Below are 24056 nucleotides of genomic sequence, written 5' to 3'. Positions count from 1 at the left end.
AGGACCGTGCCCATGAGCACGCCGAGCCCTACATCCGCGTCACCGACGTTTCAGGAAATTCGTACACACCTGCTTGAGATCGACCCGGGCCTGCGCACGCAAACCCAGGAGCCTGTCGTATTACCTGCCGAACTGCATGCGCTGGAACAACTGAACACCACCCTGATCAGCGCCAACAACGTCCTGTTGGCGAGGTCACGCAGCTTGTTCGAGGCATTGACGGAGGCAGATCTCACCCAAGCGGCCGGCAAGACGTTGCTTGCCCAACTCAAAACCGACTTGGACAAGCACCTGCTGGGCCTTGACGAAGTCAGCACGGTAGGCATTCAAGGCCGCAAGAGCTACCTCACCCAGGCGGCCGGTCTTGGCGCGTTGGAGCAGCAAGCCAAACTGGATGTGCGTGATTACCTGCTAAGCCCTGCCGAACAACGCATGGTTGAAGACTGCTCCCGAGGCCCGACCTTTCGTCCTGGCATGTACTCGCTTCATTTCAGCTACCAGGACAAAACTGTGGAATTTGCCGGGGCCTTCGTTCTTACGAGAAAGTCCAGCCCAGTCGTGGACAACCTGACGTCGGTAGAAAACCTCGGCCAGGTCTTGTTGTTCACGCCAAACAGGGGGCTGGAGGCCTTCGACTCTCTGGTGCAGCTCGACCAGAGCCTCAAGGCGACTTTGGCGCTACCGGCGGGGCGAGCGGAGTTCTGCCGACACTTGCCTGTACGTTATCAAACGCTGGATGTCGTCGATATCTGGCCCTTGCAATTGCTGCCCATTGACGGCGAGCCACTGTTCGAACACACCTACAACGCGATGATCGACAAGCGCAGCCAGGACATCGAACTGGCATTGAGCCTGCTGGACAACCCATTGCACGAGGCAACGCAGCTCAAGTCAGCATTGGACAACGCGGTGGCAGCAGCGCTGCCAGACTTGTCGTCACGCTTGGCGTTCAGGCGCCAACAGCTACTCGAGCGCAGCGTCTATAACAGCCTGCCGGATTGGTATCGCAACGCGGCTGCGACGGACCAGCAAACCCTGAGTCGTTGCATGCAGGATTACAATCAGGCCCGGGCTACCTATATCGAGCTGCTGGGGCCTGTTGCGTCGCCTCAAGCCCTGGCAAGTTTCCAGTTGACCGAGTATCTGGACGAAGCGCTGGAAATCTACGACCTGGACCCGCGTCACCTGAACATCACCACCCGACGCAACGTCGCCAATGTCGGCACCTATGAGCAGACCCGCAATCTGGTGCAATTAAGCTATGACGGGCTGCATACCGACGACGAGTTGCCCGGCTCTGATTTTTTGACCACGACCGCCCTGACCTATGCCGACGCGCCACTGCAAGGTGACCATGCCGTTCTGAGTGCGCAAAGCCTGCTCCACATCCTCCGCGAACCTGGCCTGCAACCGCGCCTGGACTATGCCGCGCTGCAAAAAAAAATGCAGGCCGAAACTGGCTACAAGCAGGCTACTCGCGACCTGTTTGATCATCGCCTGGTGTTGCTTGCCTTTGTCGCCCGGTTGCGAGGCGACCTGAGCCCGGCAGACCACAGGTTGTTCGAAGCGTTGCGGGCCGGTACGAACCCGCTCCTGTGCGCACGCACCGTGCTGCTGCATGGCGCGCAACTCAAAGACCTGTGGTTATTGCGCGAGGAAGATGCCAACGGCCAAATCCGACGCTTGCTGTTGTGCACCCCCGATTCGCCACGTGAGCGACAGTTCCTGGCGTTCACCACCGAGCTCGAATGCCAGGCGCATATCATCGGTTGGGCCGATGACAACACCCGGTTAAAGGGTCGCACCATGAGCGACTACCTGTTGGAGCAATGCCCGCTGCGTTTTCGGCCGAAGATGCACACGTTCCTCAAAGGCTTGGGCTTCAGGCCCGACGCAAAGGAACATGAGGAAGTGACATTTGGCCCTGTGTGCTCCCACACGATATGCCTGGACGCCATGGTCATGCATGGGCAAAGCGCAGCGCAGGACGACTACGAATACAGCACCCCGCTGTGGTATCGCTCAGCCCAGGCGGCGGACCGAACCCGGTTGACCAGCCTTGCCGAAGATGCCGCAGGTGCCTTGCGCGTCTATAACGCCATGCCCGATTCAGAAGCGAACTTCATTACCTTCAATGCCTATCTGCACGATAAAGCCAAACTCAGCCTGAACACGCTGCTTGGTCGCCGTCAGAATGATATCGACCCGGATAGCGTGTTTGTGTCGGCGCCCTGGCCGTTGCTGGGCGGTGCGCCGAAGCCCATTTCCTATACCCGGCTGTACAGGGACGGTTACACGGATAACGTCGGGTTCATCGACCCGAAATTCTCCACTTCGGCCACGTTCAGCGGGCCGGTGGGCGTGGACCTGAGCCGTTTGACCCCGCAGAACGTATCAAGGGCGGTGACGGGTGTATGGATCGGGCAACGCTACACCGACGAAGTGCGCGCCAACTTGCAAAGCGCGAGCAGTCCCGGTTACGCCAAACGGCGCGACGCCACCTTGACGATCACACAACTGCAGATGAAGTACGCCGCACTCGATGGCTGCCTGCGCGGTCATATCGCCCGAGTCGACTTGACCTGGTTGGAGCGTGCGATCGACAGCCTTGGCGACACAGCGGCGGCGACCCGCTCGACTTATCAGGTACATCGCCTGAGCATTGACGGCGATTGGGTGATAGGCAGCTACCTGTTCAGCCATGCAAGCAACCCGGTTTTGCTCTACACCCCCAACGCACCCGATGGCATCGGTTTTCGTGAAGCGAAGCTATTCAACTACTGGCTGAAAAAGGTCGACGGTGTGTCGGACTACCTGCAGGGTCGGGTGCCGGTCCCATCTCAGGTACGGATCGGAGCGTTTCTGAAGACTGCCCGCAATGGCTTACCCGAAACGATTGACCGTACGACCCCAAGCCCGGCGCGCTATGACCGGATAACCCCGGACACCACCGTGAGCGACCCGCGCAATGATTTTTACAACATGGTGTTGCAGCGCAAAATAGACGATGTAGTTGCCACCACGGTCAATCGCACGGAGATGATCACGGGGATTCTTTGGACGTGCGTCGAATTGGTCACTGCCATCGCCACTATCCCTTTTCCCGTATTGAGCCTGGGCCTGGGTGGTTTGCTGGCGTTCAAGGACGCGATGCTCGCTATCAGTGCCTACCAACAGGGTGACACGGGCGAAGCCTTGAAACACTACATTGGCTACCTGGCCAATGTGGGCGGCGCTGTGCTGTTTGACTTTCGCCCGGCCCTTAAAGCACTGCGCGTGCGGCCGGTGACCAAGGCGCTGAAGCAGGCCACGCTGATCAACGATATAGACCCAGGCATTGCTGCCGGAATGAAACCTGTGATGTTCAATTCCGAGCAGTTCTGGATCAAAAACACACCGGACTCCCTGGGGCGGCATCTGCTGTTTCGCCGTGACCCAGTCACCGGGCAAATGCAGTCAACCACACGTGTGGTCAACCAGAACAGCGATGGCCATTGGGTGCGCTTCACGACTCCGGGAGGCGGGCGCCATACGCTACTGCGCGAAGAGGTCGACGAGTTACTGGTGCCCTACGAGATTGCACCCGAGCAAGGGAAGTACTTCAGGCGCGCGCTCGACCTTGAATATGTGCGCATCGTTACCAGCCCTCCGGACGACGCCATTGCACAGGGCATAAGTGACGGGGCCTATCTTCAGTTGAAGCCTCTACGCGACAGCTATCTCGATCAGATGAAACACCTGACTCAAGACTCGGACGCGTTTTATGCCTCGCCTCCAGCGCGCCCGGACCGTAGCGGCTTGCCGGTGCTGGCACCGGATTCCAGCCCATCTACTGCGCTTGCCACCCTGTTTCCACTCAAGAAGCGGCTGATCATTGGCGCATCCAATACCAGCGTTGCCAGTAAGCAATTACTCATCGAAAACCTGCAAGCCTTGAAAGCGCAAGGGCTCAAGCGCGTGTACGTTGAAAACCTGCCGGCCGATGTTTTCCGGACCAAACTCAAAATTATCAACGGCGAAACCCAGGGTGACGTGGCGTATGCCTTGAAACAGGTCGAGGACCATCTGGCGCGGGTAGACTCAGGCTTGGGCTGGGACGCGGACGCGCCTTTTACCTACCGTAAACTGATGCTTGAAGCCCACAAGCACAAGGTCGCGATCGACGGCGTGGACGCCTCGAGTTCTTATCATATGGAGCATGTGCTGGCGCTGTCTGAACAAGAGCGGTTTATCCCTCGCAACAGCAAACTCAGGAACTTCTATTCCCACAAAGCCCTTTCACAAAACGACCCCGATGATGGTTGGATCGCCCTGGTTGATCACACCCGCATAGGGAGCACGGACGAAGTGCCGGGGCTGGCCGATTTGCAGAATGTCATCGCCCTGCGTGTGGAGGATGTTACCCCGGGCCAGGCGGTGGGCATCTCGCCTGATACTGCCTCCGCCGCGTTGTCCCGGGGTGATTACCGGATGACCATGGCGCCGGCATCGCAAGCGCTGCCGACCGCGGGTCCTTCAAGGGCGGTGCCGGCGCCCGCTGCACCGTCCCATTACAGTGAGTTCGATCTGCCCGCGTCGTTTAAAGCGCACCTGGATGAAATGGTGCACTCGCATCGTGACTTGGATACTCGCTACGGCTTTGGGATTGGGCACCTGTATGAGGCGGCGTTCAAGGGGTTCAAGAACACCCGTAGTCGTTTGGAGAAGGCCGCCAAAGCCGCCTTTGCCACTTACACGCCCCCGGCACGGTCCACCTTCGTCGAGCTGGGTACGGTTGCCAGCGAAGAGGCGTTCGTCAAGCTACTGTACAAACTCAAGCGCGGACTGATTGTTGCTGAAGCGCATGCGGATAAGGCGAGTAAACAGTTCCTGATTAAATACATGAAGCTATTGAAAGAGCAGGGTGTAAAAACCTTGTATCTGGAACACCTGCTTACCGATCTGCACCAGCTTGAACTGGACGTTTTTTATAACACGCTGAAAATGCCGGAAAATCTCAAGCGCTATCTGAGGGCGCAGGACCTCGGCCATATGGGGAGCGGTTACACGGGAAAAAACACCTACACCAACGTCGTCAAAGCGGCGAACAAGGCGGGCATCCGCGTCCGGGCTCTCGACTGCACCGCCAGTTACCACGTCAAAGGCATGCACGACTTGAACGCCCGCCAGAGCGTGTTCAGTTACTTTGCCAATGAGGTGATCAAGGCTGATCAGGCGGCACTGGGGCCGCATAAGTGGGTCGCACTCATGGGCACCTCCCACGCCGACATCTATCAGGGCGTGCCAGGCATTGCGCAATTGCAGGATGCGGTCAGCTTGACGGTACGCGATGTCGCGCCCGACCATGCGCTGCCTCTGCACCGTGGAGGCTGGGAAATCCTCGAGCGCGGGGTCAAGACGCCCGCGGGCACGGCCATGCGCAGTGACTTCAAGGTGCATGTCGGTGTGGCCGGTACGCCGGCGCCGCCCCCGATGGTTGCAGCGGATCGTACATGGATCAGAAGTGTCGGCGATTTCCTGATCGAGCGGCCTTCAATGACCCAAGCCAATGTGCTCCATCGTTCTAACACTGGAGATATCATTTCCACGCCTGTTCAAATTGACGATAAGGGGCAGTTCTTTATTGAGCGGTGGCCACAGTTGCAAGCAAAGCGTTACCCAAGTCTGGATTTTTTGATTCATGCACTCAAGACGGATGTGCAGTTGACGGCCGTTTCCGCTTCGACCCTGCCGAGCGTGCGCCTGAAAAACATCGGTGACTTCCTGGTCGAGTACGCTTCATCCACACAAGCCAGTCTGCTTCACCGTTCCAGGACTGGAGAGATTATTACCACCCCAATAAAAAGTGACGAGCTGGGGCAGTTGTCTATCGAGCGCTGGCCGCTGTTGCAAGGCAAGCGGTACGCAACGATAGAAGGCTTGGTGGATGCGCTCAAAAAAGAAGTGCGTTTGACCGCCGTCGCCTGATCACCGCCTCTTGAGGGGCAGCCTCTCGTGAAGGGGCTGCCACAATAAATCGTGGGCACTCCACTGGGCTGGCGTAGTCTCATGGCCAGACACCCACGCTTATCCTGCGGAGCTTCCCATGATCATCGTCCACCACCTCAACAACTCGCGCTCACAGCGCATCCTCTGGCTACTTGAGGAGCTCGGCCTGCCTTACGAGATCAAGCGCTACCAGCGCGACCCGAAAACCAACCTGGCGCCCCCGGAGCTCAAGGCCATCAACCCACTGGGGAAATCCCCGGTTATCGAAGATGGCAGCCTGGTGTTGATCGAATCCGCCGCCATCATCGACTACCTGATCCGCCGCCATGGTCAAGGCCGCCTGCAACCTGATCCTGCCTCTGCGACCTACGACAAATATGTGCAATGGCTGCATTTTGCCGAAGGCTCGGCCATGCTGCCGCTGATGCTCAACCTCTACGTCGGTCGTCTGGGTGAAGCCGGTGCGCCGTTGCACCCGCGTATCGAGTCGGAAGTGGCCAACTACCTGGGCTATCTGAATGACGTGCTGGCGGATACGCCGTATCTGGTCGGTGACGAACTGAGCGGCGCGGACATTCAGATGAGCTTTATCGGTGAAATCGCCAAGGCCCAGGGCAAGTTGCAGGCCTATCCAAACCTGGCGGCCTGGGTGCAACGCTTCCAGGCGCGACCTGCGTACCGCAAGGCGGTGGAGCAGGGCGGGGAATACGCGTTCGCCAAATAGGTCAGGCCAGAAGGCACAATTGCCCCTTGTGGCGAGGGGGGCCAGCCCGCTCGCCACGGGGCTGTGTCCCCCATTCTTAAACGCTATTGCCCTCGAAACGCTTTAACGAAAACGCCGACAGGTCCAGGTCACTCGACCCTCGCATGCACCACTGCGCAAATGCCTCACCCAGCGCCGCCGAATGCTTGAAGCCATGCCCCGAGCACGGCGACACCACCAGGGTGTGCTGCAACGTGGGGTGTTCGTCGATAATGAAATCGTGGTCCGGCGTCACGGTGTAGGCACACACCGCCGCCTTGAGCACTTTGGCCGACACGCCGGTTATACGGCCCTTTACCTGCTGTTCGTACATCTCCTGGGCTTGCGCCGCCGAGACCGTGCGGTCCAGCGTTTCAGGCGTGGCCGTGGTGTGGTACTGCGCCGTAGCCAGCTTCATGCTGCCTTCGCCGGGCAACGCCGGGAACCCATAGTGGGTCTGACCTTGTTCGTGCGTGAGGATATAGGTGGGGGATTTGCCCACCAGGTCGGCCCCAGGCTCCAGCGCGAACCAGAACAGCTGTTGCCGATAAACACTCAGCAACCGGTCAAACGGCGCGCCGAGTAATTCGCCGGCCCAGTTGCCCGCACTCACCACCAGCTTATCGGCCTGTAGCGTGCGCTGGTCGGTGGTCACCGTCACGCCATGAACATCCGAACTGATGTGGGTCACCGTCTCGCCCTTGTACAGCGTGGCGCCGTGTTGCTCGGCCAAGGTGAGTTGCACATCAATGCAGCGCTCAGGGCGCACAAAGCCGCCGCCAGGCTCGTAGTAGCCGATGGCGCTGTCCGCCACCTGGGCAAATTGCGGGAAACGCTGGCGAATCTGCGCAGCGTCCAGCCGCTCATGTTCAATGCCGTAGGTTTGCGCCAGGCCAATGGTGCGCAGGGTGAAGTCGGTTGCATCGCTGGGGTCAAAGTCATCACGAGAGGTGAGCACCAGCAACCCCGACTGCTCAAACAGCGCCTGCCCCGACAACGCCTCAAGCTCGCGCCAGATAGCGTGCGAACGCCGCACAATGGGCACGTACTGCGCGCCTTCGCCCACCGACAGCCGCGTAATACGCGTATCGCCATGGCTGGAGCCAAAACTGTGGGGCGGGTGGTGGCGGTCGATGCCGGCGACTTTCACACCGGCTTTTGCCAGTTGATACACCGTGGCGGCACCCATGGCGCCCAGGCCGATGACCAGCGATTCATAGCGTTCCAAGGTTGGTACTCGTGTGTGAGGTGAGGGCGTAGTTGAGGCTAAGGCGTGGGAAAAAACAATGGGGGATAAGGCGGTAGCCTGTACCCCGTTCAGGAAACCCACAGTTGATCTTCGTCGCCCCGCAATTCCCTGTGGGAGCTGGCTTGAACTGCGATAGCCGGTTAACACGAAGTCTGTGGCAGGTGGGCTGTTGTGGCGAGCAGGCTTGCCACAGGAGAAATTGGCTGCCTTCAAACGTTGTGTAGATACCCATAGCTATCGCAGGCAAGCAAGCTCCCACATTAGCGCCGCGTCAGGCCAGGCGTGCCCGCTAGTCGCCGAGGCCACCTCGGCGTCTTGTAGCGCCGCAGCCGTCAGTTCGCGCCGTTTGCCAGGGCCAGCTCCTTATTGGCCCGCGTATCGAACACCCAAATCACCCACAGGCTTTGCGGGAACGCAGCGTAGGGAGGTGGGCTGTTGTGGCGAGCAGGCTTGCCCTGCATTGGGCTGCGAAGCAGCCCCAGTAAAGGCACTGCAATTTTCCTGAAAGAACTCAGCGTCTGGGTTTGGGGCCGCTTCGCAGCCCAACGCAGGACAAGCCTGCTCGCCACAGGAGAAATTGGCTGCCTTCAAACGTTGTGTAGATACCCATAGCTATCGCAGGCAAGCCAGCTCCTACATTAGCGCCGCGTCAGGCCAGGCGTGCCCGCTGGTCGCCGAGGCCACCTCGGCGTCTTGTAGCGCCGCAGCCGTCAGTTCGCGCCGTTTGCCAGGGCCAGTTCCTTATTGGCCCGCGTATCGAACACCCAAATCACCCGCAGGCTTTGCGGGAACGCAGCGTAGGCAGGTGGGCTGTTGTGGCGAGCAGGCTTGCCCTGCGTTGGGCTGCGAAGCAGCCCCAGTAAAGGCACTGCAATTTTCCTGAAAGAACTCAGCGTCTGGATTTGGGGCCGCTTCGCAGCCCAACGCAGGACAAGCCTGCTCGCCACAGGAGAAATTGGCTGCCTTCAAACGTTGTGTAGATACCCATAGCTATCGCAGGCAAGCCAGCTCCCACATTAGCGCCGCGTCAGGCCAGGCGTGCCCGCTAGTCGCCGAGGCCACCTCGGCGTCTTGTAGCGCCGCAGCCGTCAGTTCGCGCCGTTTGCAAGGGCCAGCTCCTTATTGGCCCGCGTATCGAACACCCAAATCACCCGCAGGCTTTGCAGGAACGCAGCGTAGGCAGGTGGGCTGTTGTGGCGAGCAGGCTTGCCCTGCGTTGGGCTGCGAAGCAGCCCCAGTAAAGGCACTGCAATTTTCCTGAAAGAACTCAGCGTCTGGGTTTGGGGCTGCTTTGCAGCCCAACGCAGGGCAAGCCTGCTCGCCACAGGAGAAATTGGCTGCCTTCAAACGTTGTGTCGATACCCATAGCTATCGCAGGCAAGCCAGCTCCCACATTAGCGCCGCGTCAGGCCAGGCGTGCCCGCCAATCGCCGCCATGCTGGAGGTTGCAGGCTTCTTCGCAATCAAAGCGCACGCAGCGCTCGATTTTCACCGAGGCCACTTCGGCGTCGTGCAGCGCAACAGCCGTCAGTTCGCGCATACGTTGGTCCGCGCCGTTTGCCAGGGCCAGCTCCTTATTGGCCCGCGTATCGAACACCCAAATCACCCGCAGGCTTTGCGGGAACGCAGCGTAATCAACCGTGTGAGTCAGCCACTCGAAGCCCGGGATTTCAGCCTTGGCGGTTTCGCAGGCTTCGGTCAACGTGGCGACCAGGCGGCGTTCGAGGCGGGCGGTGTCGCGTTTGGTTGGGGGCATCAAAGGTCCTGAGATTCAATAAAAGTCATCACATCATCCGGCTCGTATTCACGGATTAGCCAGTTGTTCCCATCGGTTCGAAGTGAAACTCCTTAGACCTGTATGTCACACCGCGCCTCAACAGCGTGCAGCCGCAAAGTCAGACCCGATGCGAAGCACACCACCACGTGATGGTCGGCGGGGAAGGTATCGCAGAGGTAGAACGTTTCTGTCTCGGCATCGGCCGCCACAATGCCGATGGCGTGAAGCACCGTGTCGTCTTCAATCGGGCTGTCATGGCGCCCTTCGGCCGAAAAAAAACTCACGCCATGGAACGTGACGGTGATCTCCCGAGGCTCTTCGGGCGGCACCCAGTCCCCGGTCCGCCGTGTAAACCTGAGCGACAGCGTGCGCTCAGACAGCGCGTAATGGATGTCGCTGGCGACATAGAAATTGTGCAGGTCACAGGCGCGTCCTTCGACCTCAACCTCTATATGCCCGAGTGCAAAACCATGGAATTTCATCGCGCCTGCCTATCGCTGCTGAAACGCTACTTTCAGCCCCAGCCCCATAAACAGCGTGCCGATGATCTTGCCTTCCCACCGACGCAGCTTGGATAGCCCCTTGAGCCCGCGACTTAACGGGCGAATCGAGAGTGCCAGCAAACTCGTATAAACCGCGCTGAGCCCCGAAAAAATCAAGCCCAGCACGGCAAACTGCACCAACGACGAACCCGATTCCGGGTGTACAAATTGCGGCAGGAACGCCAGGAAGAAGATCGCCGTTTTCGGGTTCAACACCTCAGCCCCAATCGCCTGGAAAAACGCCTGGCGCGGCGTCACCGCCGGTAGCTCCAATCGCGCATGCGTGCCGGTTTTGGCCATGAACGCGCGCACGCCCAGGTAGATCAGATACGCCGCGCCAGCCCACTTCACCGCGTTAAACGCCGCCGCCGAAGTCATCAAAATCGCCGACAGCCCCAACGCCGCGCACAGGGTGTGAATCAAATCGCCGCACGCCACACCCAGCCCGGTCGTAACACCGACCTTGCGCCCGCCTTGAATTGTGCGGGTGAGCACCAGCAGCACGGAAGGGCCGGGGATCAGGAAAAGGCCGAGCACCACGGCGATGTAGGTGACGAGGGCAGTGAATTCAAACATGGCGGGTTATCTCGCAGATGGGCGCGGCCTACAGTAATCCTCATGTAGGCAGCCAATGCAACGCCGATCAAGCAAACGCGGCGACCATAAACGCCTCCAAGCCTTTCTCCTCCAGAATCTCGATAGAGAAATGCCCGAAGCGCTTAGGCAACCAAATGATCCGTGTGCCGGACGGCGATTGTAGATCCGCCAGGCTCAAGGGCCGGCCGTTTTCATCCTGCGGCTGCACACCCTCGGCCATCAACTCGGCATAGGCCACCTCGATATCCGGCGTGGTGTAGCAATGCCGATAAATCATGCCCTCACCGTGCGCGTCCAACAGCTCGCGCAAGTTGCCCGCCACCGGCTGCACCAGCATAAAACGCTCCAGGCCCATCAACGCCACCGCATATCGCACATGCAGCCCGCCGCGTTCCCACACCTGGGTGTTGGAGATTTTGGCCTTGAGGATTTTGGCGTAATAAGCGCAGGTTTCTTCAAGGTTCTCGACCAGTACGTCGACGTGGCTGAACTTCAGCTCCATTACAGGCCCTCTTGGCGGGTGTGGATTCAGGCGACAGTAGCCGATTTACAACTGTTAACGAATTGAAAGTCGCGTTCGATATAGGCTTCGAACAGTCCTAACCCCTGTTCGCCGAGCCCTCAACCATGAAATTGCCCGCCATCGCTGCCGCATTTTTTGTACTCGCCACCCTGCAATCACCCTGGGCACAGGCCGCAACGCCCATCACCCACGTCGCCATCTACCGAGGCCCGGCGGGCTGTGATGACTGTTCCGAGAACGTCAAAAACGCCTTGCTGCGGCTCAGCCCCAACTACCAGATCGACTTTGTAGGCGCGGATGAAGCCATCGACATCACCCCGCAAAACCTTGCACGCTATGACCTCTATGTTCAGCCGGGCGGCGGGCAGGATATTCCGGCCGCGCTCGACAGCTTCGGTGATGCACGCGTGGACGCCATTCGAGAGTACGTGGCCAAGGGCGGGCGCTACCTGGGGTTGTGCATGGGCGCTTATCTTGCCGATAACAGCAACTTCGGGTTGATACCCCAGGACCTCGACTCCGAAGCCGGGCGACCGGGGTTTGAAGTGCGCGGGATTGAAGACGCGGCGGTGCGAGTGGTGTGGGATGGCAAGCCGGACAGTGTGTTCTATCAGGATGGGCCGTACTTTCCCAAGGTTAAGGGGCACGCGCCGTATACGGTGATCGCGACTTATCGCAATGGCGATGTGGCGGCGGCGCGGTATCGGTATGAGAAAGGTGTGGTGGTGCTGAGCGGGCCGCATCCGGAGGCGGGGAAGGAGTGGTTTGAGAATGCGGGGATTGCGGTGAGTGAGATGCCGCGGGGGGAGTTGTTTGGGGTGTTGGTGGGGCGGGTTGGGGGATGATGTATGTGTCTGCGTTTGTTTGGTAGCGGGTTGTTGGGACGGGCAGCTAACAACCGTCAGCGCTGCGCGCCGACAGTGCATCAGTGCGTTTTTACACGCTCTGGGCCAATAGCAGACACTCAATCCAATCAGATTTGGCGTACGGCTACCAGTCTTGGATTAAGGCAATCGTAGGTTAGTGGATCTTAAAACGCATCTGCCCGTTTGGCTAAATATCATTCGAACATCTCTTGAGGCCTAGGTTAATATCCTATAGAGGATAAATGGATCAAGAATGCTATCTTTCGACTACCACAACGCGCGCGCAGGACTGCTCGTCACGTTGAGGAGGTAAGCGTTCTATTGAATCGCCTCCCGGTTTCTTGGTTGAGGGCGGAGTGAATTTGAAAGTTCCAGGAGTTAGGCATTTAAACTGATGGAGGGGTAAATGAATTTTGAATTTCCGACAAACTTATCTATAGAAAGCTGTGAGTCTTTTTTGGCTAAACTCGCAAGCGCGGATTCCGTCGGTGATATTTTGATACCGGAAGGCACTAAGAATATTGCCTTTGGCAGTTATGCGGCAGCCATTCAAGCGATTAATACTTGGGCTCGTCGCAGCAGTAGTCGGAATGTCTACATAAGAGCTACCGAAGCAGAAATTCCGGAGAGAGTTAGCGAGCTTTTGAGTAGGCCGCATAAGTTTTGTCTTTCGATGCTTGCTAAAAACATATACATCGAAGGGAGTCTGGAAGATCTTCGGCCGTCAGTTAATCTTGGCGCTCGCGACGCGATAGAGCAGCAAGGGAACTCAAGATTCGGTCAGCAGCGCGGAGGATTGTGCTGGTTTGCGTTAGTGGACCATAGTACCAAGGGGTTTGATAGAAACTTTTATCTTCATAGTTATGACAAAAAACCAACTATTAGGGATCAGCTCCAATTTCGATCAGTAATGTCAGCGATGGTCGGTAAGTCGACTAACCTCGTTGGTGGTGCGGAGCCCCTGAATGATGAGGAAAGTGGGTACTTAGGCAGGGCGTTCTATGAGTTATTCCTAAATACTCATGAACATGGAAGTCGAAGTATCAAAAAGGATGTATGGCTTAAGCCTGGCATGCGAATAATCTACACGAATGGAGTCAATCTCACTGCATCAAGCGTGGATACTAGGGCAGCTGCAAGCCTAGCAATGAGCAATTATTTTTCCTCTATTGATGAGCTCCCATTAGAGCGAAGGAAATTCATTGAGATAAGCATTGTAGATTCAGGACTGGGATACGAAGGCAGATGGCGTGCCGATCAGCCGCAAATAGAGCCTGAATCAGGGATGTCGCGCTTGGATGCAGAGTACGAGATTTTCAAAAAATGTTTCACATTTCGACAAACCTCTTCAGGAAAAAGCTCAAAGGGCCATGGCTTGCCAGTAGTGATGGAACGTCTCACTAAGCTTAAAGCGTTCATGAGGGTTCGTAGCGGACGACTATCGCTATTTAGGGATTTTGTTAATAACCCATTTCAAAGCGACGACCTTTGTGAGTTTGAAGACTGGGAAACACAAGAAAGGGGCGCGAGAACTGAGATGGCTCCGGTATCAGGTGTGGCAGTTACCTTTCTAATCCCCTTGGAGATGAGTGAATGAACGGATGCTTTTCTTTTCGGTTCGAAAAATCGAGTGGTGCCCGAAAAAGTCTTCTTTTGTTTTTCTCTGGAGAGGTTTCAAGCGATTCTATTGCCAAAGTTTTAAAAGCAGATGTCGAAAAAAATCTTGTACCCGCAGATGTTTATGTGTTGACATCAAAAGGTCAGCGGCAATCACTTTCTGAATTGAGTGCAGACATTACCCTGCGAGAAGAAGTAGAATCTTTTGTAGGTAATATAAAAGAAAAACTGATATGTGTATTTTTTTCTCCTGATGGGAAACTCTTTTTCAATGAGGACTCTCGGCCAGTACCAGCCAACCTTGAGAAAGAGATAATCCAATCTGGTGTCATTGATATTTTTCAACGTCGGTGCGGAGTGATTGCATCACAGTCGAATTATCACTTTCTAAAACCGTCAGGAGACCACTGCAACGCATTTATACGCGCGTCCAATCTATTGGTTTCAAGTGTTGAAGTATCATTTTTGGCTATTGGCTTGCTGCCTTTTTTTGCTATAGAACTAAAAAGAATATACGTTGATACTTCTTCAATATCCTACTTGGTGGGCCAGGCGCTGAGTATGTCGGGGAAGTTTGGAGCAACACTTCCGTTGATCGATAGCTTTGAATCCTATGCCGCTTTTAATAGAGATTATGATTTTATAACCGACGCTGAAAGTCTTGTTCTAATTTCCGCTACCACCAGCGGAGGTCTGGCGCAGAGGCTAGTTAAAAATAACGGGTTTGTAGCTGACTCCGTAAGAAATATCTTTTATAGTCACCTTCCGTCGGGGATAAGTGGGGTCTACAATATTGCAGGTGCGTTAACTGGTCACGAAGACTCATATCGCGCTAACGACTGCCCACTTTGCAAAAGAGGTTCTCGCTTAATTAGAATAGTGGGAGATCAGTTTCTACCGGAAACTCCTACACATGAGCAGCTAATTATCAAAAGGGCGGACTTCAACAAGGATCGCGCAAGTTTTTTCAAAGAGTTTGCGACAAAAAATATCCTTTGTTGGTCTCAGTCGTCTAGCCCCTTATCTGATTTTAGAGAACTATATTACATCGATATTGAGCGTGTTTTAAGCGAGCCGTCTCCTGAGTTTCGTAAGATTTTTGAGCGAAAGGTTAGGAAAAGCTTTGCAATTGATGTTGAGCTTGTTGTGTCATTAGATGATTCAGGTTCAAAGGCATTTTCTGATGCGATAAGATCTCAGGTTGGGGCCGCTGCCGGAAATATTAGTTGGTGCTCTGTATCCGAACTTCAGCCTAACCAACTAGTAAATGTTGGCTCAGTAGTTGTAGTCGCAGGTGCGATAACGTCCGGCGGGAAGTTGCTGGATATGTCAAGGCGCCTTAGAAAAATGCAGCCTGCCGCGTCAATCTTATATTTTGTAGGTTTTTCAAAAATATCTAACTCTGTATCGCTCGAGCAAGTCAGAAAAGATTTAGAGCAGGGTGGGCATGAACTAGTTGTGCTGCAGAAAGTTCCCATGCCTCGGGTGACAGAGAGTAGTAAGAATTCTTGGGATATTGAGCTTGATAATCTGATGGTTGTGGGAGGCGACGATCCACTTGGAGACTCTGAGTCGTTACCTGAGATTCTGGCACAGAGATTAAACTCCTATGGTGTTACGAATGACAACTTATTTCTTCCTACCACTAGCGGGAAATCTCTAGCGCTTCGCCCATCATTTGCGTTTTGGCACGAGTTAGAACTGGATACAGATCGAGCAACTCAGGCTGATGTCTACTGGACTATCCAGGCATTGATTCACGACTTGAGATGTAGAGTCGGAAAAGATGGTCTCGATAACTTTTATCATGCAACGGTTATCAGTCCAGCCTGTTTTGATCGTTACAACGACGGTGTGATCCAAGCTGCTTTGCTTCGTTCAGCAAATCCTACTGAGCTTGATTACTCAGTTAGCGATGATTTCAGTAACAAAATGTTAGGTGTGATTATTTCCATAGTAGAAAATCATACGTTCGAACAGGGTGAAGCAGCATTGGAGTTCTTAATGGCTATGTGGATCGGAGCGATGCGCCTGACGGGGGAAGACACTAAAAAACTATGCCAAAGGTTTAGTGCCGGATCAGGGTCAGCAGACCTAGACTTTCTGCTCAATAAACTATCTAAGGGTTAAAAATTAGCTTCGGTAGCAATACGTTGTAGTGTTGCTACTGAATCGCCCCAGTTTTCCTAGACACAGAATGATCGCTTCTGGCCGATTTCTGCCCACCAGCGAAGGACAGCTATTGGCCGAAACCAGCCCCTTTCCAAGCCAACCGGTCTACCATGACACCCCCGGCAGTGGTCCATGCGCTCCCGATCATTTTTTTATCAAGGTATCGCCATGTCCATCGACCAAATCTCCCTCCCAAAAGGCGTCGGCCCTCACGCCACCAAGCTCCTGGACGCCATCACTGGCGCCGCGACCCACGAAGAACTCAACCGCGCTGGCGGCAAGGCCGAAGGATTTGTGTTGGGCCTGGAATCCACCAAAGCCATCAAAAGCCAGATCGCCGAATCCTTGTATGTGGCTTATGACGATGCGGCGAGTAACCGTGCGGGTGAGTTGAAGGGTTAAGAACCCGGCACTACAGGAAGTTGCGCGCGCGCAGGGCGTTAGACTGGGCGCCTTTTATTTCTCAGGATGAGGCTGTCATGTTTAAAGTTGCTGTTGCGTCACTGCTGCTGACCTGTGCCTTCGGCGCTCAAGCGGGCACGAGCGTTGATGTGTCGAAGATTTACGGCAACATTCAGTTCGTCGATCACTACCCGGACTACAAGGTTCAGGTGGTCGATCACTACCCGGACCTCAAGGTGCAGAAGGTGGATCACTACCCTGATTCAGCCGGCAAGTGGAAAACGGTGGATCACTACCCCGACTACAAGATTCAGATTGTTGATCACTACCCGGATTTCACTATTCAGTACGTGGATTAATACCCTGACGTTAATTGAAGGCAGCGCCCTTTGCGGCGCTGCCTTGGGCTGTTTATCAGCCAGGGCAAGGTGCTTCACGGTCGAGCAATTTGGCCGTGAGCAGCACGCCCAGTTCGCTCAGTTGGTGGATGGCCAGAGCGACGTCGCGGTGTTTGCCGCACAGGTCTTCGGACAGGTCGAGCAGTAATGTGCTGACGCTGGTGAAGGTTTCGTAGCTGTTGGTGATGAGGGTTTCGGTGTTGGCGTCGGGGACGACGGTGAAGAGGGTGGTTGAGTCAGTTTTTGCTTGAGTCATAACGATATCCTGGTTTTGGCCGCCATCTTTTCGCTACTAAACGAAAAGGTGGCAGCTGTGCGCAGGTTAGTAGACCGGTGGATATCAAAGCCGGCGCGCCCGAGGACGCCCTACGCACAGCCACCATCAAGCACAGACGCAATGTCTGATTGATGAAGCTCATGCACTTTTCAATACCCAACTCAGGCTACTAAACCCGATCACTGAACATTCAGCGACCGAGCCACCTTAGAGACGGCCACCTCAGCACACAAGCCGGCGGATTCTGACGCACGCGTAGGCAATGGAGCAAGGTGGTGCGGGCTTGTTCACCATTCCCTGTGGTTTGCACACTCCCTTGTGGCGAGCAGGCTTGCCCTGCGTTGGGCTGCGAAGCGGCCCCAAAAGCGGCGGTCGGGTTTCCCTCTTGGACCGCGGTGGCTGGGTTGGGAGCGCTGCGCACTCCAGCGCAGGGCAAGCCTGCTCGCCACAACAAGCCTGCTCGCCACAACGAACCCGCTTTCCACAACAGTACTGCTCACCACTTAGAACGCCTGGTTCACCCCAACCCCACGCATGATCGAAAACCTTGGGTCGATCAGCTTCAGCGTTTGCTCACCCTTCAAGCGGCCCACCACCACGGTGTAGGTCTTGGGCACTTCGGAGAGGTTTTCCGGGTTACGGGCCAGTTTTTCAATCGCCGGGGTGTTGGCCCAGTCGGCGATGGTCTTCTGGCGGATGTCGACGGTCACTACCCAGGATTTATCCACGGCGGCGCCCATCGGGTTGGGGTTGGCGGCGATGTTCTGGATCTTGGCGATTTCATAGCCCTGGGCGTAGCAGAACCCGGACTCTTGCTGCACATAGGCGGCGCGGCCGTTGTCGGTGAGGCTGTAGGTGTTGGCGCTTTTGGTCAGCAGGCCGGCGTCGGTCAGCGCATCGAAGGCCGGCTGGTTGGCGCTGGAGGTGCCGCTCATGACGCTGTCACTCAAGGTCACCGGGAAGCGGTTGAACATCGCCGCCTTCACGCAGGACGCGCCTTCGAGCCTGGGTTGCAGCGCGGCTTGAATGTCGGTGTCCGACGGGCTGTCGCTGCAGGCGGTGAGCAGCAAAGCGGCGGCGGTGATGAGGGCCATTTCTCTGGTTCGCATCGTTTTATCCTTGACGATTGGTGGCGGGCGGGCAAAGTGTATAGAAACATTGCTGTCACGAAACCCTCCCCGCCGTCGTGTAGGTTCGGTGACTTGAGCCACCTTGAACACACAAGGATTAAACATGACATTGACCGTCAACACCCTGCTCGAACTGGCCATGGCCAACCCCATCAACGCCGAAATCACCGCGCGCCTGCCCGACCTTGGTGTGGAGCAGTGCATGCTCACGGCGGGCTGCCTGTTCCAGGCCGTCTGGAACCATCAGTCAAACTTGCCTGCGGCTCAGGGCGTAAAGGACTACGACGTCTTTTACTTCGACACGGATCTGTCCTACGAAGCGGAGGACAAAGTGATCCGCACCGCCGAAAGGTTATTTGAGGATTTGGGCGTCAATGTCGAGGTCAAGAACCAGGCGCGGGTGCACCTTTGGTACAGCGAGCGCTTTGGTCGGCCCTACCCACAGTTGCACTCGGCTAAACAGGGCGTGGACCGTTACCTGGTGGCCGGCACCTGCATCGGGCTGGAGATCGACACGGGCGAGGTGTATGCGCCCTATGGGTTAGCGGATGTGGAGCAGGGCGTGTTGCGCATTAACCCGCTGCACCGCGAGCCTGAGTTGTTCGCCGCCAAGGCCCGGAGTTATCAGGCGCGCTGGCCTTGGCTCACGATCGTGGCGCCTGAGGTTATGCCGGGCCGAGGCTGAGCAGCCATCCGAGCCCGGCGCTGCCCAGCACCACCAGCCACGGGGGTAATTTCCACACCATCAACGCCACCAGGGCAATCAGGGCCAGACCGAAGTCCCGGGCGCTGAAGATAGCGCTGGTCCACACCGGTTGGTACAGCGCTGCCAGCAACAGGCCAACCACCGCAGCATTCACGCCCGCGAGAGCCGCTTGGGTGCGCGGGCTGCGGCGCAGGCTTTCCCAGAAGGGCATTGCGCCCATCACCAGCAAAAACGAGGGCGCAAAGATCGCCAGCAGGCAGAGCAAACCGCCAGGCCAACCGGTGGGGGGCTGTTGCATCGACGCGCCAAGGAATGCGGCGAAGGTGAACAGGGGACCGGGCATGGCTTGCGCCGCCCCGTAGCCGGCCAGGAATACGTCGTTGCTCACCCAGAGTGTCGGCACGACCTCCGCTTGCAATAGCGGCAGTACCACGTGGCCGCCACCGAACACGAGTGCACCGGTGCGGTAGAACGCGTCGATCATGGCCACGTCTTGGCGGGTTGTGAACTGCGCCAGCAGCGGCAGGCCCGCCAGTAATATCAGGAACAACGCCAGCCACATTGCCCCGGTTCGACGGCTGAGGGTGATGGGCAGCGCGTCGTGGGTGGTCGGCGGCGGGGTATTGAGCCAGAGCAGGCCGGCCAGTGCCGCTGCGGCTATAACACCCACCTGGCCCCAGGCCGAGGTTTGCAGCAGGGCTATGCAGGCGGCGATCAGCATCACAGTGATGCGCGTTGCGTCGGTGCACAGGTTGCGCGCCATGCCCCACACGGCTTGCGCGACGACGGCGACCGCCACGACTTTAAGGCCGTGCAGCACGCCGGACGGGATGGCCGCGCTGTGTTGGGCAATACCCATTGCAAACAGGATCAGCACCACGGCCGACGGCAGGGTAAACCCCAGCCACGCCGCCAGCGCGCCGCCGTAGCCCGCCCGTGACAGACCCAGCGCAATGCCCACCTGGCTGCTGGCCGGGCCGGGGAGGAATTGGCACATTGCTACAAGGTCCGCATAAGTGCGCTCACTCAGCCAGCGCCGCCGGGTGACGAACTCGTCGCGAAAGTAACCCAGATGCGCCACCGGACCACCGAATGACGTGAGCCCAAGGCGCAGGAAAATCAGGAATACCGACCAGGGGCTGGCGCGGTGGTCAACAGTGGAGAGGTTCAAGGCGCAGCATCCCAATGACGGCAAACGGATTAAGGCGTAGAGGCACCCTAGTCGATTTTGATGACGCGAAGAAGAGGCGCTGGTTTGTGCAAATTGCCGCGCTGGATGGAATTTATGCCCGTGTGTTTGAGTCATTGAAATGGCAGGGAACAAGGCCTCCCACCCATCACCGCTGATTTCAGCCCAGGACAGCCCATGATCTTCCTTATTTTCCTCATCGCCTGCGGCGCCGCCGCCAGTACCGGCATCATTTTCAAGCCTGGCCAGTGGTACGAAACCCTGGTCAAGCCCGGCTTCACTCCACCCAATTGGCTGTTTCCGGTGGCCTGGACCGTCATCTACCTGCTGCTCGCCTGGGCGGGTTATCGCCTGACGATGATTCCCGGCAGCCAATTGGCCCTCGGCCTGTGGGCGGCGCAGATTGCGCTGAACACGCTGTGGACGCCGGTGTTTTTCGGCGCGCATAACATCGTGGCCGGGATGGTGGTGATTGTGCTGCTGTGGCTGGTGGTGGCGGCGTTGGTGGTGATGGCGTTGCGGTTGGACTTGATCACCGGCTTGATCCTGTTCCCTTACCTGGCGTGGCTGAGCGTAGCGGCGGCGTTGAATTTCTCGATTTTGCGTAATAACCGCTGATGGCTCATAAACGCTGGCCCGCGAGCGAGGCTGAATTAGTCCAGATGCGCCAGTTCAATAAAAAGCTGGCCTGGCTGCCGCGTTTTAAAATCCGCAATCGCGTCACGCCGCGTTTGATCCAGGCGTTGCTGCGAGTCAGTCAAAAGGTCAAGAAAGCGCCTGCGGCTGAAACCCGCCGAGTGGCCGGTGTGCCCGTGCGTATCCTGCGGCCCGAGGGGAAAACCAACGGCGTGGTGCTGGATATCCACGGCGGCGGTTGGGTGATCGGCAATGCACAGATGGATGACGACCTCAACCTGGGCATGGTGCAGGCGTGTGGTGTGGCGGTGGTGTCGGTGGATTACCGGCTGGCGGTGGACACGCCGGTTGAGGGGTTGATGGAGGACTGCCTGAATGCCGCGCGCTGGTTGCTCAGCAGTGATGAGTTTGCAGGCTTGCCAGTGTTCGTTGTGGGTGAGTCGGCCGGTGGGCATCTGGCGGCGGCAACCTTGTTGGCGCTTAAGCAATGGCCTGAATTGCTCAAGCGGGTGAGCGGTGCGGTGCTGTACTACGGCGTATACGACTTGACCGGCACACCGAGCGTGCGCACGGCGGGGCCGCAGACGTTGTTGCTGGACGGACCAGGTATGGTCGAAGCGCTGCGCATGCTCACGCCGGGCTTGAGTGATGAGCAACGTCGGCAGCCGCCGTTGTCACCGTTGTATGGCGACCTGACCGGCTTGCCGCCGGCGTTGATGTTTGTCGGCGAACTGGACCCGTTGCTGGACGACACGCTGCAGATGGCCGAGCGCTGGGGCATGGCCGCGCAGGTTGAGGCGCACCTGTTGCCGGAATCTGCCCATGGGTTTATTCATTTTCCGGTGGCGATGGCGGATGGCGTACTTGCTTACAGTCGGCGGTGGATATCGGCGAGGATCCAGTCGGTACTCGCTTGTAGTGGTTAGCCATTCACCTGCACCCCGCGTAACCTCTGACACCCTGGTTTCCAGATTCTCGCAAGGACGCACACGTGACCATTTCCCATGCAGTTGCAGGGCTATCGGCATTTTTGCTGGTGGCAGGTGCTCAAGCCGCCGAATACAACTTCTCGTTTGATGTGCCCTACGGGCAGTACGAGCGGCAATTCAAAATGAAGACCCCAGGTGACGGCACGTTGAGCTGCACGGTGTTCATCGAAAAAGAGTACCGGGGCGAGAAGTGGGTGCCGGCAGTGATTCTGGCGGCTGCCGAAGACGATGCCGAAGACGACACGCTGTTTCTGTCCAGTTCGACCGAGCCCAACGGCGGGCCGCGCACGTTCCACCTGCGCACGTTCAACCAGGCGAAGCCGGTCCTCGACAAGACGCTGTGGGAGGCCCCGGATGAGAAGGGCGTGTATAAGATGGCCGTGTCGTGGTATGCCAATGGCGCCATCGGTTATCAGTACGGCATCTACGCGAGTTGGCAAGAGAAGCAGTTCGTCGAGAAGCCAGGCTTTTCCACGCGGCATGTCAGCGTCCATGCGTCGGGCGTGAAGGGCTCTGCTTTGTGCTACGTGCATACCAAGTGACACGGAGCGATCGAGATTGTATGGCACAAAGCCCGACCATTCGGACGGTGACGGCCGCCGACCTTCCGCAGGTGCTGGCCTTTGTTCTGCAGGCCCGTGCCGAGCTTTTCCCCAAGCTCAGCGCCACGGGCCTGCCGGATGACTTGGCGCGATTTGAGGCCGTTTACCTAAAGGGTGACGGCCAGTTTCTGCTGGCCTGTGTTGAAGGTCAAATCGTGGCTGCCGTCGGCTATCTGCCGTATGACGGGCGCTTCCCGCAGTTGAGTTACCAGGGCCGCAAGGTCGTCGAAGTGGTGCGCCTGTTCGTGCTGCCGGCGTTTCGCCGTTTTGGTTTGGCAGGGGAGTTGTATCGCGCATTGGAGATGAAGGCACAGGCGGATGGGGTGGAGGTGGTTTACCTGCACACCCATCCGTTTTTGCCGGGTGCGATTGATTTTTGGCGGCGGCAGGGGTTTGAGGTGATCGACGTCGAAGCCGACCCGGTGTGGCAGACCACGCATATGCAGCGGTATTTATAGATCAAGGTGGGAGCTGGCTTGCCTGCGATAGCCATAGAACGGTTAGAAGTCTGTCGCAAGTGGGCTGTTGTGGCGAGCAGGCTTGCCCTGCGTTGGGCTGCGAAGCGGCCCCAAACCCAGACGCTGAGTACTTTCAGGAAAATTGCAGTGCCTTTACTGGGGCTGCTTCGCAGCCCAACGCAGGACAAGCCTGCTCGCCACAGGAGAAATGGGATGCCTCTAAAAGTTGTGTAGATACCTATGCTGCGATAGCGGTGTGTCAGCCCCAGCTATGGCACTGATCCGCCGGCATCGCAGGCAAGCCAGCTCCCACCTTTGCGCGGTGTGCAGTCCATTAAATGGGGCGTAACCGCAGGATTTGCGCGCCGTCGAACGGGTCCGTGAGGTAATGCGCCTGCACCCCGAATGTTTCCTGTAGCCGCTGCGGCGTCAGCACCTCCAACGGCGTGCCCAATGCCACCAGGCAGCCGCGATCCAGTATCGCCAAACGATCACAGGTCAGCGCCTGGTTCAGGTCATGCGTGGCAGACGACACATATGCAGCGGGCTCTATAGATCAAGGTGGGAGCTGGCTTGCCGGCGATAGCCATAGGTGTCTACACAACCGGTTAGAAGTCTGTCGCAAGTGGGCTGTTGTGGCGAGCAGGCTTGCCCTGCGTTGGGCTGCGAAGCGGCCCCAAACCCAGACGCTGAGTACTTTCAGGAAAATTGCAGTGCCTTTACTGGGGCTGCTTCGCAGCCCAACGCAGGACAAGCCTGCTCGCCACAGGAGAAATGGGATGCCTTTAAAAGTTGTGTAGGTAGCTATGCTGCGATAGCGGTGTGTCAGCCCCAGCTATGGCACTGATCCGCCGGCATCGCAGACAAGCCAGCTCCCACCTTTGCGCGGTGTGCAGTCCATTAAATGGGGCGTAACCGCAGGATTTGCGCGCCGTCGAACGGGTCCGTCAGGTAATGCGCCTGCACCCCGAATGTTTCCTGTAGCCGCTGCGGCGTCAGCACCTCCAGCGGTTTGCCCAATGCCACCAGGCAGCCGTGATCCAGCACCGCCAAACGGTCACAGGTCAGCGCCTGGTTCAGGTCATGCGTGGCAGACGACACATATGCAGCGGGCTCTATAGATCAAGGTGGGAGCTGGCTTGCCTGCGATAGCCATAGGTGTCTACACAACGGTTAGAAGTCTGTCGCAAGTGGGC

20 protein-coding genes and 2 pseudogenes are annotated in these 24056 nt (G+C 57.4%); 12 read left to right on the top strand and 10 right to left on the bottom strand.

The window, feature by feature from the left end; translation table 11 throughout:
- Positions 1 to 12: 12 nt before the first annotated feature.
- Positions 13 to 5967 (top strand): membrane-targeted effector domain-containing toxin, encoded by a 5955-nt coding sequence (locus HU759_RS20640; RefSeq protein ID WP_186617804.1) that lies wholly within the window; start codon positions 13 to 15, stop codon positions 5965 to 5967.
- Positions 5968 to 6085: 118 nt separating this feature from the next.
- Positions 6086 to 6712, top strand: coding sequence for a glutathione S-transferase (locus HU759_RS20635; RefSeq protein WP_017136952.1), 627 nt, complete (start codon positions 6086 to 6088; stop codon positions 6710 to 6712).
- 76 nt (positions 6713 to 6788) lie between these two features.
- On the opposite strand, the gene solA is transcribed toward HU759_RS20635, so the two are convergent.
- The 5 genes from solA to HU759_RS20610 all read right to left on the bottom strand — a co-directional run bounded on the left by solA (position 6789) and on the right by HU759_RS20610 (position 11397).
- A complete protein-coding gene (solA, locus tag HU759_RS20630; RefSeq protein ID WP_099548973.1) occupies positions 6789 to 7958 on the bottom strand; it encodes an N-methyl-L-tryptophan oxidase in 1170 nt (389 codons plus the stop codon).
- Positions 7959 to 9384: 1426 nt separating this feature from the next.
- Entirely contained in the window at positions 9385 to 9735 is a 351-nt protein-coding gene (locus HU759_RS20625; protein WP_217858128.1) for a hypothetical protein, read from the bottom strand.
- A 92-nt stretch (positions 9736 to 9827) separates the two neighbouring features.
- Positions 9828 to 10238, bottom strand: a complete 411-nt coding sequence (locus tag HU759_RS20620; RefSeq protein ID WP_169984707.1) for a hypothetical protein — start codon at positions 10236 to 10238, stop codon at positions 9828 to 9830.
- 9 nt (positions 10239 to 10247) lie between these two features.
- Positions 10248 to 10874: a LysE family translocator gene (locus tag HU759_RS20615; RefSeq protein ID WP_099548976.1), complete on the bottom strand. Its 627-nt coding sequence runs from the start codon at positions 10872 to 10874 to the stop codon at positions 10248 to 10250.
- A 67-nt stretch (positions 10875 to 10941) separates the two neighbouring features.
- On the bottom strand, positions 10942 to 11397 hold the full coding sequence (locus HU759_RS20610; protein WP_099548977.1) for a VOC family protein: 456 nt from the start codon (positions 11395 to 11397) through the stop codon (positions 10942 to 10944).
- A 125-nt stretch (positions 11398 to 11522) separates the two neighbouring features.
- Here HU759_RS20610 and HU759_RS20605 point away from each other — a divergent pair, with 125 nt between their 5' ends.
- From HU759_RS20605 to HU759_RS20585, 5 genes are all read left to right on the top strand, one after another.
- Positions 11523 to 12263, top strand: coding sequence for a BPL-N domain-containing protein (locus HU759_RS20605; protein WP_186618492.1), 741 nt, complete (start codon positions 11523 to 11525; stop codon positions 12261 to 12263).
- 427 nt (positions 12264 to 12690) lie between these two features.
- The gene (locus HU759_RS20600; protein WP_186618491.1) at positions 12691 to 13881 is read left to right on the top strand and encodes a hypothetical protein; all 1191 of its coding nucleotides are present in this window, start codon (positions 12691 to 12693) and stop codon (positions 13879 to 13881) included.
- Positions 13878 to 16031 (top strand): hypothetical protein, encoded by a 2154-nt coding sequence (locus HU759_RS20595; protein ID WP_186618490.1) that lies wholly within the window; start codon positions 13878 to 13880, stop codon positions 16029 to 16031. Before HU759_RS20600 ends, HU759_RS20595 begins: the two co-directional genes overlap by 4 nt.
- A 210-nt stretch (positions 16032 to 16241) precedes the next feature.
- Positions 16242 to 16475 (top strand): hypothetical protein, encoded by a 234-nt coding sequence (locus tag HU759_RS20590; RefSeq protein WP_186618489.1) that lies wholly within the window; start codon positions 16242 to 16244, stop codon positions 16473 to 16475.
- Between the two features lie 77 nt (positions 16476 to 16552).
- Positions 16553 to 16834, top strand: coding sequence for a hypothetical protein (locus HU759_RS20585; RefSeq protein WP_186618487.1), 282 nt, complete (start codon positions 16553 to 16555; stop codon positions 16832 to 16834).
- A 55-nt stretch (positions 16835 to 16889) separates the two neighbouring features.
- Here the strand turns inward: HU759_RS20585 and HU759_RS20580 are convergent, their stop codons facing one another.
- On the bottom strand, positions 16890 to 17129 hold the full coding sequence (locus HU759_RS20580; RefSeq protein ID WP_017136895.1) for a DUF6124 family protein: 240 nt from the start codon (positions 17127 to 17129) through the stop codon (positions 16890 to 16892).
- Positions 17130 to 17653: 524 nt separating this feature from the next.
- Positions 17654 to 18259, bottom strand: coding sequence for a hypothetical protein (locus HU759_RS20575; protein ID WP_186617547.1), 606 nt, complete (start codon positions 18257 to 18259; stop codon positions 17654 to 17656).
- A 124-nt stretch (positions 18260 to 18383) separates the two neighbouring features.
- Between HU759_RS20575 and HU759_RS20570 the strand changes: the two genes are divergently transcribed.
- On the top strand, positions 18384 to 18965 hold the full coding sequence (locus HU759_RS20570) for a nucleotidyltransferase family protein (protein ID WP_177034793.1): 582 nt from the start codon (positions 18384 to 18386) through the stop codon (positions 18963 to 18965).
- On the opposite strand, the gene chrA is transcribed toward HU759_RS20570, so the two are convergent.
- Positions 18946 to 20157: a chromate efflux transporter gene (gene chrA, locus HU759_RS20565; protein ID WP_186617549.1), complete on the bottom strand. Its 1212-nt coding sequence runs from the start codon at positions 20155 to 20157 to the stop codon at positions 18946 to 18948. The genes HU759_RS20570 and chrA overlap by 20 nt on opposite strands.
- A gap of 195 nt (positions 20158 to 20352) precedes the next feature.
- Between chrA and HU759_RS20560 the strand changes: the two genes are divergently transcribed.
- The 4 genes from HU759_RS20560 to HU759_RS20545 all read left to right on the top strand — a co-directional run bounded on the left by HU759_RS20560 (position 20353) and on the right by HU759_RS20545 (position 22860).
- On the top strand, positions 20353 to 20793 hold the full coding sequence (locus tag HU759_RS20560) for a TspO/MBR family protein (RefSeq protein WP_017136899.1): 441 nt from the start codon (positions 20353 to 20355) through the stop codon (positions 20791 to 20793).
- Positions 20793 to 21737, top strand: coding sequence for an alpha/beta hydrolase (locus tag HU759_RS20555; RefSeq protein ID WP_186617552.1), 945 nt, complete (start codon positions 20793 to 20795; stop codon positions 21735 to 21737). The genes HU759_RS20560 and HU759_RS20555 overlap by 1 nt, the downstream gene beginning before the upstream one ends.
- 65 nt (positions 21738 to 21802) lie before the next feature.
- Positions 21803 to 22342: a hypothetical protein gene (locus tag HU759_RS20550; RefSeq protein ID WP_186617554.1), complete on the top strand. Its 540-nt coding sequence runs from the start codon at positions 21803 to 21805 to the stop codon at positions 22340 to 22342.
- Between the two features lie 20 nt (positions 22343 to 22362).
- Positions 22363 to 22860, top strand: coding sequence for a GNAT family N-acetyltransferase (locus HU759_RS20545; RefSeq protein ID WP_217858126.1), 498 nt, complete (start codon positions 22363 to 22365; stop codon positions 22858 to 22860).
- Between the two features lie 334 nt (positions 22861 to 23194).
- Here the strand turns inward: HU759_RS20545 and HU759_RS20540 are convergent.
- Together HU759_RS20540 and HU759_RS20535 are read right to left on the bottom strand one after the other, a co-directional pair.
- Positions 23195 to 23380, bottom strand: a pseudogene (locus HU759_RS20540) (histidinol phosphatase); the annotation flags it as partial.
- Positions 23381 to 23760: 380 nt separating this feature from the next.
- A pseudogene (locus HU759_RS20535) lies at positions 23761 to 23946 on the bottom strand (histidinol phosphatase); the annotation flags it as partial.
- Between the last annotated feature and the right edge of the window lie 110 nt (positions 23947 to 24056).

The sequence above is a fragment of the Pseudomonas sp. OE 28.3 genome (assembly GCF_014268205.2).
GTDB lineage: Bacteria > Pseudomonadota > Gammaproteobacteria > Pseudomonadales > Pseudomonadaceae > Aquipseudomonas > Aquipseudomonas edaphica.
Note: the sequence above shows the minus strand (reverse complement) of the source record. Positions and strands in the feature narration are given on the sequence as shown.